The sequence below is a fragment of the Devosia sp. MC521 genome, assembly GCF_014127105.1.
Taxonomy (GTDB): Bacteria; Pseudomonadota; Alphaproteobacteria; order Rhizobiales; family Devosiaceae; genus Devosia.
Genome location: NZ_CP059902.1, coordinates 2656892 through 2669802 on the forward strand (window position 1 = coordinate 2656892; position 12911 = coordinate 2669802).

At 58.3% G+C, this 12911-nt stretch carries 14 protein-coding genes; 8 read left to right on the forward strand and 6 right to left on the reverse strand.

Going from position 1 to position 12911, the window contains the following annotated elements:
• Positions 1 to 19: 19 nt before the first annotated feature.
• The 3 genes from hemH to H4N61_RS12750 all read right to left on the reverse strand — a co-directional run bounded on the left by hemH (position 20) and on the right by H4N61_RS12750 (position 3720).
• Positions 20 to 1042, reverse strand: a complete 1023-nt coding sequence (gene hemH, locus H4N61_RS12740; RefSeq protein WP_182394174.1) for a ferrochelatase — start codon at positions 1040 to 1042, stop codon at positions 20 to 22.
• A gap of 86 nt (positions 1043 to 1128) precedes the next feature.
• On the reverse strand, positions 1129 to 2811 hold the full coding sequence (locus H4N61_RS12745; protein WP_182394175.1) for a DUF1007 family protein: 1683 nt from the start codon (positions 2809 to 2811) through the stop codon (positions 1129 to 1131).
• Between the two features lie 9 nt (positions 2812 to 2820).
• Positions 2821 to 3720 (reverse strand): LysR family transcriptional regulator, encoded by a 900-nt coding sequence (locus H4N61_RS12750; RefSeq protein ID WP_169195634.1) that lies wholly within the window; start codon positions 3718 to 3720, stop codon positions 2821 to 2823.
• A gap of 147 nt (positions 3721 to 3867) precedes the next feature.
• Between H4N61_RS12750 and H4N61_RS12755 the strand changes: the two genes are divergently transcribed.
• Positions 3868 to 4290: a hypothetical protein gene (locus H4N61_RS12755; protein ID WP_182394176.1), complete on the forward strand. Its 423-nt coding sequence runs from the start codon at positions 3868 to 3870 to the stop codon at positions 4288 to 4290.
• A 116-nt stretch (positions 4291 to 4406) separates the two neighbouring features.
• Positions 4407 to 4898, forward strand: coding sequence for an SH3 domain-containing protein (locus H4N61_RS12760; protein ID WP_182394177.1), 492 nt, complete (start codon positions 4407 to 4409; stop codon positions 4896 to 4898).
• 40 nt (positions 4899 to 4938) lie between these two features.
• Here H4N61_RS12760 and H4N61_RS12765 read toward each other — a convergent pair whose 3' ends face one another.
• Positions 4939 to 5379: a hypothetical protein gene (locus H4N61_RS12765; RefSeq protein ID WP_169195637.1), complete on the reverse strand. Its 441-nt coding sequence runs from the start codon at positions 5377 to 5379 to the stop codon at positions 4939 to 4941.
• A gap of 49 nt (positions 5380 to 5428) precedes the next feature.
• On the reverse strand, positions 5429 to 6316 hold the full coding sequence (locus H4N61_RS12770) for a DMT family transporter (RefSeq protein ID WP_169195638.1): 888 nt from the start codon (positions 6314 to 6316) through the stop codon (positions 5429 to 5431).
• A 177-nt stretch (positions 6317 to 6493) separates the two neighbouring features.
• Here H4N61_RS12770 and H4N61_RS12775 point away from each other — a divergent pair, with 177 nt between their 5' ends.
• The 6 genes from H4N61_RS12775 to H4N61_RS12800 all read left to right on the forward strand — a co-directional run bounded on the left by H4N61_RS12775 (position 6494) and on the right by H4N61_RS12800 (position 11906).
• A complete protein-coding gene (locus H4N61_RS12775; RefSeq protein ID WP_169195639.1) occupies positions 6494 to 7279 on the forward strand; it encodes an SDR family oxidoreductase in 786 nt (261 codons plus the stop codon).
• On the forward strand, positions 7276 to 9153 hold the full coding sequence (uvrC, locus tag H4N61_RS12780) for an excinuclease ABC subunit UvrC (RefSeq protein ID WP_169195640.1): 1878 nt from the start codon (positions 7276 to 7278) through the stop codon (positions 9151 to 9153). Before H4N61_RS12775 ends, uvrC begins: the two co-directional genes overlap by 4 nt.
• A 246-nt stretch (positions 9154 to 9399) precedes the next feature.
• Complete coding sequence (locus tag H4N61_RS12785; RefSeq protein WP_169195641.1) at positions 9400 to 10473, forward strand: 3-deoxy-7-phosphoheptulonate synthase; 1074 nt, start codon at positions 9400 to 9402, stop codon at positions 10471 to 10473.
• Between the two features lie 165 nt (positions 10474 to 10638).
• Entirely contained in the window at positions 10639 to 11208 is a 570-nt protein-coding gene (gene pgsA, locus H4N61_RS12790; protein WP_169195642.1) for a CDP-diacylglycerol--glycerol-3-phosphate 3-phosphatidyltransferase, read from the forward strand.
• Entirely contained in the window at positions 11205 to 11456 is a 252-nt protein-coding gene (locus H4N61_RS12795; protein WP_169195643.1) for a MoaD/ThiS family protein, read from the forward strand. Before pgsA ends, H4N61_RS12795 begins: the two co-directional genes overlap by 4 nt.
• 3 nt (positions 11457 to 11459) lie before the next feature.
• Positions 11460 to 11906 carry a molybdenum cofactor biosynthesis protein MoaE gene (locus H4N61_RS12800; RefSeq protein WP_169195644.1) on the forward strand — a complete coding sequence of 149 codons (447 nt, stop codon included), beginning with the start codon at positions 11460 to 11462 and terminating at the stop codon, positions 11904 to 11906.
• Positions 11907 to 11973: 67 nt separating this feature from the next.
• On the opposite strand, the gene H4N61_RS12805 is transcribed toward H4N61_RS12800, so the two are convergent.
• A complete protein-coding gene (locus tag H4N61_RS12805) occupies positions 11974 to 12867 on the reverse strand; it encodes a branched-chain amino acid aminotransferase (protein WP_169195645.1) in 894 nt (297 codons plus the stop codon).
• Between the last annotated feature and the right edge of the window lie 44 nt (positions 12868 to 12911).

A 12911-nucleotide genomic window follows, 5' to 3' on the forward strand; every position in this document is an offset into this window, starting at 1 on the left:
AATTTGTCTGGCGCTAGGCTTAGAGCCAGCCCATCAATTCGCGGCGAACCATCGCCTCGATCATGACCATGCCTTCATCCGAAGCATTCAGACATGGGATATAGGCATAGTTCTCGCCGCCAGCTTCAAGGAAGGTTTCCTTGCCGCCAATAGCGATTTCCTCAAGGGTCTCGATACAGTCCGCCGAAAAGGCTGGCGCTAGGATCGCGACCTTCTTGATGCCCTTCTTGGGCAGTTCTTCCAGTGTCGTGTCGGTGTAAGGCTGCAGCCATTCCGTCGGCCCAAATCGGCTCTGGAACGTCACCATCAGCTTCTCTTTCGACCAGCCGAGATATTCGCGCACCAAACGCGTCGTCTTGAAACACTGGCAGTGGTACGGGTCGCCCTTCTGGAGATATTCGACCGGCATGCCGTGATAGGACGTGATCACCAGATCCGGTTCGAAATCGAGCTTAGCAACGCCATCGCGGATCGAGTTACCGAGTGTCTCGATATACTTCTGATCGTCGAAATAGGCTGGTGCTGTCCGAACAGCTGGCTGCCAGCGCATGGTCTTGAGCGCGTCGAAAGCCTTGTCGTTTGCAGTCGCGGTCGTCGTTGCAGAATACTGCGGGTACAGCGGCACCAGAAGGATCTTCTGGCAACCAGCGGCCTGCATCTTTTCCAGGACAGACTTGGTCGACGGATTGCCATAGCGCATGGCGTATTCAACCATAACGCCGTCGCCAGCCATACGCTCGGCCAGCGCTTCGCTCTGGGCACGCGTGATCACGCGCAGAGGGCTCTCATTGCGCTCCTTGTCCCAAACCATATCATACGCATGCCCGGCCTTTTGCGGGCGGAAGCTGAGGATGACCAGGTTGAGGATCGGCCACCACTTCCACTTCGGCGTTTCGATAACGCGCGGATCGGACAAAAATTCCTTCAGATAACGTCGAACGCTCCAATAATCGGTAGCGTCGGGCGTCCCGAGGTTCAGCAACAGAACCCCAATCTTCTGCTGGGGAACGGTCGGGTGATCTTTGGGCAAAACTTGGGACATGAGAGCCAGTTTAGAAGGGTTCCACTTTTGGACGGAACATAAGGGTTTAATTCAACCTCGCAAGGCGGCGATGGGTCGCGCTTCGATCAAATACTCGCAACCAACAACAATATACCAAATACGAGCACAAAAACGGCCCCCAACAGTTCAGCCCACCACAGCAACGCCACAGCCAACCGACTGTCAGCGCCGCCGATCTTGCCAGCGAAACTCTTGGCCGTCACGGCCAAAGCAGCCAGCGTGCTCACGGTGATTGCCGTACCTGCTGCCATCAAGAGCACAGAAAAAATACCGGCCGCCAGCAAGCCCTGCGATAAGGCAAAAACCATCACCACCAAAGCACCAGAACAGGGGCGAAGTCCGACAGCCAAAACCACACTGAGTTTTTCTGTCCACGACGCGTTCAATTTCTGCGGGCCGACAGCGTGGTGCATGTGCTCTGAATGACTGTGGTCATGGTGGTGGTGATCGTGTGAATGACTATGGTCATGATGACCGTGGTCATGTGCATGATCGTGCTGATGGTCGTCCTCAGCGTCATCCCAGCGGATTTTCTGCCTCGGCTGCTGCGCAGCGCCGTGGTGATGGTGATGGTGATGGTGCCCCCAGCCAAACACTTTGCGCGCCACGAGCCACAGGCCGAGCAATGCCACCAGCCCGTAAGACACAACGCCAACCCAGTGAGCCGCATCGGACAAAGCCGTGCTCGTGAAATTCAATATCCCTGCCAGCACCAAAACAAAGGCGATCGCGACCACCGCCTGCATCAGGGCCGAAATCGTGCTCAGGAAAATGCCTTGCCGCAGCTGCTGTTCGTTGGCCAGCATGTAAGACGAGATGACGACCTTGCCATGCCCCGGCCCCGCAGCGTGAAACACGCCGTAGAGGAAGCTCAGCCCTCCAAGAACCCAGAAAGCGGTCCAGTCGGTACGCATGCTGTCGAGCGCCGCAGTCATCGCACCATAAAAATCGCGCTGGGTATTCTGCAGCCAGCCGAAAAATCCTGTGCGCGGCAGATTAAGACCAACCTCGGCAGGCGGTCCGGCAAACGGAACCGTCGCGCGCGGCTCGGCCATCTGCTCGGTCGCATCCAGCGCCGTTTCAGTCACCGGAATTACGCCGCCACTGCACGATACAATGGTCACACCTTGAGTGCCGCGCATCGCGGCAGCCAAGTCCGGCGGCAGCTCCAGCACTTCCGGTCCCAGCGCATAAATCCGCTCTTCAATGTCGCGCGACATTGCCTTGGGCGGCTCCACCCGCGCTGTGCAACTCGCTGGCGCATTCGAGAGTGTGACGTCCGCCACCGAAGCCGTGGTGATGGCAACGTAATACTCAGGATCGTAGACGCCCAGCTCAAAATTGGGGCCCGGCACCTGCGGGCGAACGGCGGCCAACGTATAATCGAGCGTCACTCGATTATCCTCATAGCGCATGGCTTGGTCCCCTGCCGGAACCCACTCCATGCCCTCCCCTGCAACCGTATAAAAACCGAACTCAGCGAGCCCGATCATGTTCTCGTCGGCCAGCTCTTGCAGCTCAGCGCTGGTAGTCACCCCATCACCATCGGTGTCGAGCCCCTGCACCATCCACACGGAAAATGCGCTGTCGAAGGTCCAGCTATGCTTGAGAGTAGCAATGCGCCCCGCCGCATCAAAACCAATGTCGACTTTGGCATCGATGAAGATATGCGGATGCGCCAGTGCCCCATGCGTTAGGCCAAACAAACCGAGTGCTGCACCAAACAGCGGGGCACGCCAATGTTTCAAGAGTTCGTCCTAGTGGATGGGGTGAACGGCGAACCAGTCCACCAGATGGTCGATCAAGGCGCGAACCTTGCCAGCAAGGTGTCGACGATGCGGATACACAGCCTGCAAAGTCTGCCCAGTGGGCAAAAACTCAGCCAACACCGGCACCAGCTCGCCAGTCGCACAACTTGGCTCTGCCAAATAAGAGGGCAATACGACAAAACCGAGACCAGCCTTGGCCGCGCTCATCGCCGCTAGAGGAGAATTCACACGAACGGGGCCATTGACCGGCACTGATATGGTTTTACCGTCTTCGGTAAAGCGCCAGTTCGATTGCCCCTGCAGATTAACGTCCACAATACAGGGCAGATGGCGCAAATCTTCTGGATGCTTCGGCACGCCATGGGCGGCGATAAACTCGGGAGCAGCGCCCACCACCACATGCATATCGGCAATCTTACGGGCGATCAGCGAGCTATCGGCCAAAGTCGAAATGCGCAGGGCAACGTCGATACCTTCGTCGATCAGATCGACATAACGGTCCTCAAGGCGCAGATCGAGCTGCACCTTTGGGTGTTGTAGCAGGAAATCAAAAATCGCGGGCGCGAGCGTAGTCTCCCCGAAATTGCGGGGCGCCGAGACGCGCAACAACCCACGGGGTTCGGTCGTCTGTTCGGCAATCGTTGCGTCCAGATCGTCCAATTGCAGCAAGAGGCTCGAGGCTTCGCGATAATAGGCCTCGCCCGCCTCTGTCAGACTCAACTTGCGCGTCGTCCGGTTCATCAAACGAACCCCAAGGTAGTCCTCAAGATCGGTGACATACTTCGATAGCAACGCTTTGGATCGCCCGTGCTGACGGGCTGCGGCAGAAAATCCACCCGCGTCGAACACTTGGACGAATGCACGTATGCGGGCAAGATCCTGCGTCATAGCAACCGTTCCATCCGTTTCCGGGTTAAAGCCCACGCATAGCTCATCCGCTGTGAGTGAACAATAAGACCCCTTGGTCGTCTGTAGATTAACGATAGAATGCAAGGTGCATCGACCAAAGAAGGAGTTCGGATTATTTTCCCGCTCATGTCCAAACCTTCTTCCCGTTCAACGCTGTATAAACTCATCGAGGCCGGTCAGCTCGCTCACAAGGCGCTGGTTGTCCCCCTCTATGAAAAAGGCCTCGAAGCGGGAGATGACGCCGTTCTGTTCGCTCTCGGCAAAAAAGGCTCCACTGAGACCAGTATTGCCAATGATTTTGGTATAACCACCGAGATGCTCCAGCCCCGCCTGCAGCGTCTGGTCGACCGCGATATTATCGCGCGCCAGGCTGTCGGACCCCATTTAGAGCCAGGGATTGTGCTTACGGATCGCGGTCTTCGCCTCCGCAACAGTCTCGCGGATAATTGGGCTCAACTGGAAGAAGCGCTCATGGGTGAGCTCAAGCCAAAGCACCGCAAAAGGCTCGGCGACGCCCTCACCCGCTTTATCAATCTCCTGCGTCTCTAGCGGGCTTTTTGAACGCGAAAAACTTCCTAAACGCACCATTCAGCTTGGGTTCATCCGGAATGGTGTTTGTTGTGATCACAGGCTGCAAAGCCGCCGCAACACACAGGGAGTGTCAAATGACCTTCAAAAAGAAACTGCTCACAGCCGGTATGGCCGCACTGGCCATCTTCGCCACTGCCGGAGCTGCGTCGGCAGCCTCCGCAGTCGCCACCGCAAACGTAAACGTCCGCACCGGTCCGGGTACTGGCTATGGCGTGATCGGGACCCTCTTCCAGGGCGAACGCGTCAATGTCGATCAGTGCCGAGGGTCTTGGTGCTACATTGAACGTCGTGGTCGCGAAGGCTGGGTGTCCTCCAGCTATCTGAGCACCCGCTCAGGCTGGGACAATGGTTGGGATAACGGATGGGAACGCCCACGTCCTCCGCGCCCGCCACAGTGGAACCCGGCACCGCGCCCGCCACACTGGAATCCAGGCCCACCACCACGTCCGCCCCATTGGAACCCACGTCCACCGCGTCCAGAACCGATCTACCCGATCAATCCCCGTGGTCCGAACGCAAGCTTCTGCTTTAACGGCCCGAATGGCTACTTCTGCGCCGGAAGCTAAACTCAAATAACAAACGCCGCCCTCAGGGGCGGCGTTTTCGTTACATCACTTGCAATCGATCCACATCGATCCCGCGCTTTTCGAGCGGCGCCTTGGCCGTACGACTGAGGTAAACACTCGTGCCATAGCCGACGAGCGCGCCTACCGCACCACTTGCCAAAAAAGCAACCCAGCCTTCTTGGCTCCCGAGAGCCGCCGCAATTATCACGGTCACAAGACCAATGCCGGTCACAGCCAGATTGCGACGCTGCTCGGCAACTTTGAGGTTCGTTGCCCCGGCGTGCAGTAGGTCCCGCAACTCACTGTCGCTCATGGCCGCCAGCTCGGCGTTTTTCCGCTCACGACGAATGGTTTCGATATAGGCGTCCACACGCCGCAAGGTCAGCGCCTCACGCTTGGCATTGCGCTTATTGCGATTGAGATAGGTCCAGCCGCCGCCGACCACCAAAAGCACAATGGCGATTTCGATCAAAATCAGCATGTGGCTAGCCCTCCTAATTCAGAACACATGTAGAGCGTGAGCCCCAAGGTCAAGACCGCTTCATGCTCTCACGCGCCATCACCACCAGTCCGGCCCCCACAACTATGGCCGCGCCGACGAGGGTCAACGGATCAATGTGCTCGCCAAAAACGAAATATCCAATGCAGATCGCCCACGGGATCGCCAGATAATTGAACGGCTGAATGACACTCGCCGGAGCCAGCTTGAGCGCATAGGTCATCAGCCCGTGCCCGGCGATCGTCGTGCCCATGATCGTCACGATAATGGCCAGATGCCACCATCCCATCGGTTGCCAAAAAAACACCCCGACGGCACTCGATAGCACCAAGCCAACCACCGCTGTGTAAAGCATAGAGGTCGACGCACTATCGACGCGCGTCACCTTGCGGGTGATGACGATATACACCGCATAGAGCGCGGCACTGGCCAAGAGGAACATCGTACCCGTGCCGACCGGAACCATGCCCGGACGCACAATGATCAAAGTCCCAATCAACCCCGCGCCCACGGCGAAAAAGCGGAATGGACCAACTTTTTCACCCAAAACCGGGATCGCAATCAGCGTCACCAGCAGCGGGTATATGGACGCAATCGCCTGCGCTTCGGCAATCCCAACGGAAACCAACCCGAACGCAAAGCACCAGATATCGGCGATAAGAAACACGCCGCGCGCAATCTGCCATTTCGGCGTTTTCGATTGGAAAGCTTTGCGCAGCGGCGCCTGCCGCGACACCAGCCACAGCGCAAATAAGGCAAAGCCCCAATAGCGCATCATAGCCACTTGGAAGGGCGAATAGTCCTGCACCATCAGCTTGAAGAGCGCGTCTTGAACCCCAAAAACCAAAACGCAGAAGATCGTCAGGAAGATGCCGCGCCCGATCTGATCGGTACGCGAAAAGTCTGCAGAAATGGTCATAGTCTGTACGCTCAAGAAAAAGCGTTCTGCCCCGGTCTACCGCAGAACGCTAAACATCATTATCTCAAGCAAGTGACGCAGACCACAGACGAAACCAACTGCCACACGTTGACACACCTTCTCACTATGCACCTGATGCGTTGAACTGAATCGCCGATCCGACCTATTGTGCCGTTGATGTCAAACACACCCGCTGCTTCGCTCTCGCAAAATCCCGTCGCCTTGGTCACCGGTGCCAATGATCGCATTGGCGCGTGTCTGGCCAAAACACTCGCCGCGTCAGGCTATGCCGTCATCGTGCATTACCGTTCTGATCCGGAGGGAGCCAATCGAGTTAAGTCGGAGATTGTCGCCGCCGGCGGTCGTGCCGAAGTTCTGCAGGCCAATCTCGCCGATCGCGCTCAGCGCAGCCATGTGATCGCCAAGGCAGGCGAACCCTTTGGCCCGCTGACCTTGCTCATCAACAACGCATCGATTTTCGAACGCGATAGTATTTTCGACGTGTCTGAAGAGCTTTGGGACAAGCATTTCGCCATCCACGCCGAAGTGCCCGTCTTTCTCTCGCGCGACTTTGCCGCCCAACTGCCCGCCGGGACATCGGGCAATATCATCAACATTCTTGATGAGCGCGTGCTCCACCCGACCCCGGGCTATTTCAGCTATTACCTCTCCAAAGCGGTTCTCTGGACGGCCACGCAGACCATGGCGCAAAGCTTGGCTCCCGCCATTCGCGTCAACGCCATCGGCCCCGGCCCCGTCCTCCCTAATGCCCGCCAGACACAAGCCGAGTTTGAAGAATCGCTCTTGCGCCTTCCCCTTCACACCAGCGCTGGCCCCCAAGAAATCGCTGAAGGGGTGCTCGCGATCCTCTCGATGCGCTCCTACACCGGTCAAATGCTGGCTCTCGATGGCGGCGAACACTTAAGCTACCTGCCCGAAAGTGGGCTCACGCGACGCAAATGAGCACCGACCAGACACCTCAGGCGGGCCCGGAAGTCATCAAGGCTTTCGTGCGCACGCTACCTTCTGCACCCGGCGTCTATCGCATGCTCGATGCCGAAGGCGCCGTCATGTATGTGGGCAAAGCGCGCTCGCTAAAGTCGCGCGTCACCAATTACACGCGGCCTGAGGCCCTGCCCGTTCGTCTGCAGCGCATGATCGCCGCGACCGTCAGCATGGAGTTCGTCCGCACCGAAACCGAGTCTGAGGCCCTTCTGCTTGAAGCCAATATGGTCAAGCGCCTGCGCCCTCGGTACAACGTGCTGCTGCGCGACGATAAAAGCTTCCCCTACATCATGATCGCCACCGATCACGAAGCGCCCGAGCTCACCAAACACCGCGGGGCCAGACGCCGGAAGGGGCACTACTTTGGCCCATTTGCCTCGGCCAGCGCTGTTAACCGCACCATAGCCAGTCTTCAGCGCGCCTTTTTGCTGCGCAATTGCTCTGACAGTTTTTACGCCGGGCGCACACGTCCGTGCCTGCAATACCAAATCAAGCGCTGCGCCGGTCCCTGCACTCGTGAAATCAGCCTTGAGGGCTATGCCGGCCTCGTTGAGGACGCGCGCCTTTTTCTCACCGGCAAGTCACGCGCCGTGCAGGACCACTTGCAAAAAGACATGGCGCAAGCCGCCGAAGACCTCGATTTTGAGCGCGCCGCCGTCATCCGCGACCGCTTATCGGCCTTGGCCCTTATCCAGTCGCAGGGCGACTCGACGGCGCAATCGGTCGAAGAAGCTGACGTCTTTGCCATCCACCATGAAGGTGGCCAGTTCTGCGTGCAGGTGTTCTTCTTCCGCGCATTCCAAAACTGGGGCAATTATCCTTACCGCCCCAAGGCCGACATCACCCTCACGGACGAGGAAGTGTTGGAGAGCTTCCTCATCCAATTCTACGAGGACCGCCCGCCGCCGCGACTGATCCTGCTCAGCCACAATTTGGCCGAAACAGAACTGCTCGAAGAAGCTCTCGCCACGCGTGCGGGCCGCAAGGTTCGTATCGAAGTGCCGCAGCGCGGCGAGAAAAAAGATCTCGTCAATCACGCGCTGCAAAACGCCAAGGAAGCCCTCAGCCGTCAACTTGCCGAGGGTGCCTCAAACCGCAGCCTGCTCGAAGGCGTGGCTGAAGCCTTTGGTCTTGAGCGCGTGCCTCGCCGCATCGAAACCTATGACAATTCCCATATTTCGGGCACCAATCAGGTGGGTGCTATGGTGGTTGCGGGTGAAGACGGCTTTTCCAAAAAGCACTATCGCACCTTCAACATCAAATCCGACATCGCGCCGGGCGACGACTTTGGCATGATGCGCGAAGTGCTCACCCGCCGCTTCTCTCGGCTCGCTGTTGAAAGTGAAACAGACGCTGAAGACGATGCCACTGGCATGCCAGATTGGCCCGATGTGGTCTTCATCGACGGTGGTGCAGGCCAGCTGAACGCCGTCAAGGAAGTGATCGCTACGCTCAACCTGCCCAAGGAAGTGACCTTCATTGGCATCGCCAAGGGCGAAGACCGCGACGCCGGGCGCGAAAAATTCCACATGGAAGGTCGCGAGGCTTTCATGCTGCCCCACCGCGATCCGGTCCTCTACTATGTGCAGCGTATCCGCGACGAAGCCCACCGCTTCGCCATCGGGACTCACCGCGCCAAGCGCAAGAAAGATCAGATCAAAAATCCGCTCGACGAAATCGACGGAATTGGTCCCACCCGCAAGCGTGCCTTGCTCAATCATTTCGGCTCGGCCAAGGCAGTTTCCCGCGCATCGCTTGCAGATTTACAAGCCGTTCCAACGATTTCTGCCGCCATCGCCCAGCTGGTTTACGACCATTTCAACCAGGCCTAGGCCTTATACCAAAGCCGTAATCAGGCGCGGCGTTTAGGACTCGACAAACCCGCCGCGCCTCATCTACAAATTGTGCCATGATCAACGCAGCAACCTTTTACTGGTACTTTAGCTATCCGCTCCCGGCGGAGGCTATCGCGCGCGCATCCTGATCAGACAAAATCAGTAAGCAAATCGCAAGCCAGCCGCCCGAACCCGAGGCGGCTTTTTTCTTGGCCGCCTTGATACAAAATCAAGAGACGCCAAATGCTTAAATCGACTGACGACCTTCGCATCACCAATATCCAGCCGCTGACCACCCCAATTGAGGTTATGCGCCAGCATCCGCGCACCGACGCGGCCACGCGCACCGTTCTCGCGGCCCGTCACGACTTCCACAACATCCTGACCGGTCAAGACGACCGTTTGGCTGTTGTTGTTGGCCCCTGCTCGATCCATGATCCCAAGGCCGCGATTGAATACGCAAAGCTGCTCGCTCCTCTGCGTGAGAAGCTCGGCGATCGTCTCGAAATCATCATGCGTGTCTATTTCGAAAAGCCGCGTACCACTGTGGGCTGGAAGGGTCTGATCAACGATCCAGACCTCGACGGTAGCTTCAACATCAATCAGGGCCTGCACACCGCCCGCGCGCTGCTTCTCGAAGTAAACAACCTCGGCCTGCCCGCCGCTTGCGAATTCCTCGACATGACCACCCCGCAATACATTGCGGACCTGGTGTCCTGGGCTGCAATCGGTGCACGCACCACAGAAAGCCAGATCCACCGCGAACTGTCGTCCGGCCTCTCCTGCCCCGTCGGCTTCAAGAACGGCACCGATGGTAACGTCAAGATCGCGCTCGACGCTGTGCTCTCCGCCTCCCAGCCACACCATTTCCTGGCCGTGACCAAGGACGGCCGTTCCGCCATCGCAGCAACTGCTGGCAACGAAGACTGCCACATCATTCTACGCGGCGGCAAAACCACCAATTACGATGCTGACAGCGTCAACGCTGCCGCAGAGCTGGCTAAGAAGAACGGCGTCAACCCGGCGATCATGATCGACGCGAGCCACGCCAATTCCTCTAAGAAGCCAGAAAACCAGCCACTGGTTCTCGGCGAGATCGGCACGCAGGTCGCCTCCGGCGACAAGCGCATCATCGGTGTGATGATCGAGTCCAACCTCGTCGCTGGCCGTCAGGATTTGGTTGAAGGTCAGGACCTCGTCTACGGCCAGTCGATCACCGACGGCTGCATTGATTGGGCAACCACCGTCACCACCCTCGAAGCACTGGCCGAATCCGTCACCCAGCGCCGCGCCATCAACTCCCAAGCCGTGGCATAAGCGCCTCGTAGAGGCCCCCTCACCCCAAAAACGCGATCCCATCCCTCCCCCTACCAGGGGGAGGCTAGGTGGGGGTGGCGCAACAGCCCCAACCTCCCCCACATCCCAGTGCCCAAACGCACCTCTCCCCTTGACCCCCGACGCCGAACCCTGTTCTCTCGCGCCATGGCACAGAACCCGCTCTTCCTCGTCCCCAACATCATCACCATTGCCCGCATTCTGGCGATCATTCCCATTGTTGCGCTGGTGATGAGCGGCGACCCGACGCTCCGCTGGGTGGCCCTTGTCCTTTATGTCGTTGCCGCCGCCAGCGATTGGCTGGACGGCTATCTGGCCCGCGCGTGGAACCAGTATTCCGACCTTGGCCGCATGCTCGACCCCATTGCCGACAAGCTCTTGGTCAATATCCTCATTGCAGCTCTGGCATGGGACGGCAGCCTCAGCGGCCTCGACATGATCCCGGCCATTGCCATCATTTTCCGCGAAACCTTCATTCCGGGTCTGCGCGAGTTCTTGGGCAATACCGCCGTCGTCCTGCCCGTCAGCCAGCTCGCCAAATGGAAAACGACGATACAGCTCGTCGCCCTCGCAGCCGTTCTGTTCGCAGGAAACGTTCCGCAAGCTGAAATCGTCGCCAGCCTTCTCCTCTGGGCCGCAGGCGTCATCACGCTCCTCACCGGCTGGAATTATCTGCGCGCCTCCTGGCCGCATCTTTCCGGCATCGGCAGAAAATGAAAATTCTCTACTTTGCTTGGCTGCGCGAGCGCCTCAATCGCGCCAGCGATGAGGTGTCTCCGCCTGCAGAGGTGGTGACACTCAACGATCTCATCGCTTGGCTCCGCGCCAATGACGAAGTGCTCGACCACGCTATGCAAAATACCAAAATTTTCAAACTCGCCCGCGATGCCAAAATAGCGGCTTGGGATACACCCATCGGCGATGCCAAAGAAATCGCCATCCTCCCGCCCATGACAGGCGGCTAAAGCATGATCCGCGTCACCACCGAAGCCTTCGATCAAGGCGCAGAGGCAAATGCCTTCATTGGCCGACACACTGAGGCGGGCGCACTCGTCACCTTCACCGGCCTTGTTCGCTCTCTGCCGTCAGACCCGATCTCGGCCCTGATCCTAGAGTGCTACGAGGAACTGGCCCTCAACCAACTTACCGCCATTCGTGACGCAGCGATCACTCGCTTCGCCCTCACCGACGCGGCCATCATCCATCGCTACGGACGCCTGGTTCCGGGCGAAACCATCATGATGGTCATGACGCTCGCGCCCCACCGTCAGGCCGCCTTCGATGGCGCGCAATTTTTGATGGACTACCTCAAAACCGACGCGCCCTTTTGGAAACAGGAAGAAACCGCGTCGGGCCTGCGCTGGGTCGACGCCAAATCAACCGACGACACCGCGCGCGATCGCTGGCAGGGCTAAAGCCCCCTTCCCGCCAAACAAAAACGCCCACCTTGCGGCGGGCGTTTTCAATTTCATTCAGCGCTACTTATTCAGCAGCAGCAGCCTTGGCCGGGTGGCTAGCAGCAGTGTAGAGCTCGATCAGCTCACGGCAGCCATTGCCCGGGGTAAAGCGATATTCGCCAACTTCCGAAACCGGGGTCACTTCTGCAGCCGTACCGGTGAGGAAGCACTCGTCAAACTCAGCCAGTTCTTCCGGCTGCATATGACGTTCGGTGACAGTGTAACCTGCGTCCTTGGCGAGCTGGATAACGGTCTGACGTGTAATGCCGTTCAGAATGCAATCCGGTGTCGGGGTGACGATGTTCTTGCCCTTGATGAAGAACACGTTCGCGCCGGTCGCTTCAGCGACATAACCGCGATAGTCCAGCATCAGCGCGTCAGCATAACCATTGGCCATGGCCGCATCCTTCGAGAGGGTGCAGATCATGTAGAGGCCAGCGGCCTTAGCCGTGTGTGGAATGGTTGCGGGATCAGGACGGCGCCACTTCGACCACTCAAGGCGAATGCCCTTGAGCTTTTCTTCGGTCGAGAAATAGCTCGGCCAAACCCAAGCCGCGATTGCGACGTGGACCTTGTTGTTGCGCGCTGGAACCGAAAGTTCCTCAGAGCCGCGCCAGACAACTGGACGCAGATACGCGTCGGTCAGGCCGTTCTTGTCAAGAACGAGGCGCTTAGCTGCTTCAATTTCTTCTGCCGAGTATGGCAGCTGCATATCGAGCGTTGCTGCCGAACGGATAAGACGCTCAGTATGCTCTGCAGACTTGAAGATTTCGCCGCCGTAGCAACGCTCGCCTTCAAACACCGAGCTCGCGTAATGAAGCCCGTGCGTCAGCACGTGAATCTTTGCGTCCTTCCAAGGCTTGAGTTCGCCGTCAAACCAGATCCAGCCTTCGCGCTGGTCCATTGGCACGCCTGCCATAGTTCCTACTCCGCAGATTTATGAGCAGCCATCCTCTTGGGTGG

What these genes read in the sequence shown, in the direction of transcription:
- H4N61_RS12770 (WP_169195638.1), bottom strand. Translation starts at nt 6,316, where the DNA reads ATGACCATTTCTGCAGACTTTTCGCGTACCGATCAGATCGGGCGCGGC.
- uvrC (WP_169195640.1), top strand. Translation starts at nt 7,276, where the DNA reads ATGAGCACCGACCAGACACCTCAGGCGGGCCCGGAAGTCATCAAGGCT.
- H4N61_RS12760 (WP_182394177.1), top strand. Translation starts at nt 4,407, where the DNA reads ATGACCTTCAAAAAGAAACTGCTCACAGCCGGTATGGCCGCACTGGCC.
- pgsA (WP_169195642.1), top strand. Translation starts at nt 10,639, where the DNA reads ATGGCACAGAACCCGCTCTTCCTCGTCCCCAACATCATCACCATTGCC.
- H4N61_RS12795 (WP_169195643.1), top strand. Translation starts at nt 11,205, where the DNA reads ATGAAAATTCTCTACTTTGCTTGGCTGCGCGAGCGCCTCAATCGCGCC.
- hemH (WP_182394174.1), bottom strand. Translation starts at nt 1,042, where the DNA reads ATGTCCCAAGTTTTGCCCAAAGATCACCCGACCGTTCCCCAGCAGAAG.
- H4N61_RS12750 (WP_169195634.1), bottom strand. Translation starts at nt 3,720, where the DNA reads ATGACGCAGGATCTTGCCCGCATACGTGCATTCGTCCAAGTGTTCGAC.
- H4N61_RS12785 (WP_169195641.1), top strand. Translation starts at nt 9,400, where the DNA reads ATGCTTAAATCGACTGACGACCTTCGCATCACCAATATCCAGCCGCTG.
- H4N61_RS12775 (WP_169195639.1), top strand. Translation starts at nt 6,494, where the DNA reads ATGTCAAACACACCCGCTGCTTCGCTCTCGCAAAATCCCGTCGCCTTG.
- H4N61_RS12765 (WP_169195637.1), bottom strand. Translation starts at nt 5,379, where the DNA reads ATGCTGATTTTGATCGAAATCGCCATTGTGCTTTTGGTGGTCGGCGGC.
- H4N61_RS12800 (WP_169195644.1), top strand. Translation starts at nt 11,460, where the DNA reads ATGATCCGCGTCACCACCGAAGCCTTCGATCAAGGCGCAGAGGCAAAT.
- H4N61_RS12805 (WP_169195645.1), bottom strand. Translation starts at nt 12,867, where the DNA reads ATGGCAGGCGTGCCAATGGACCAGCGCGAAGGCTGGATCTGGTTTGAC.
- H4N61_RS12755 (WP_182394176.1), top strand. Translation starts at nt 3,868, where the DNA reads ATGTCCAAACCTTCTTCCCGTTCAACGCTGTATAAACTCATCGAGGCC.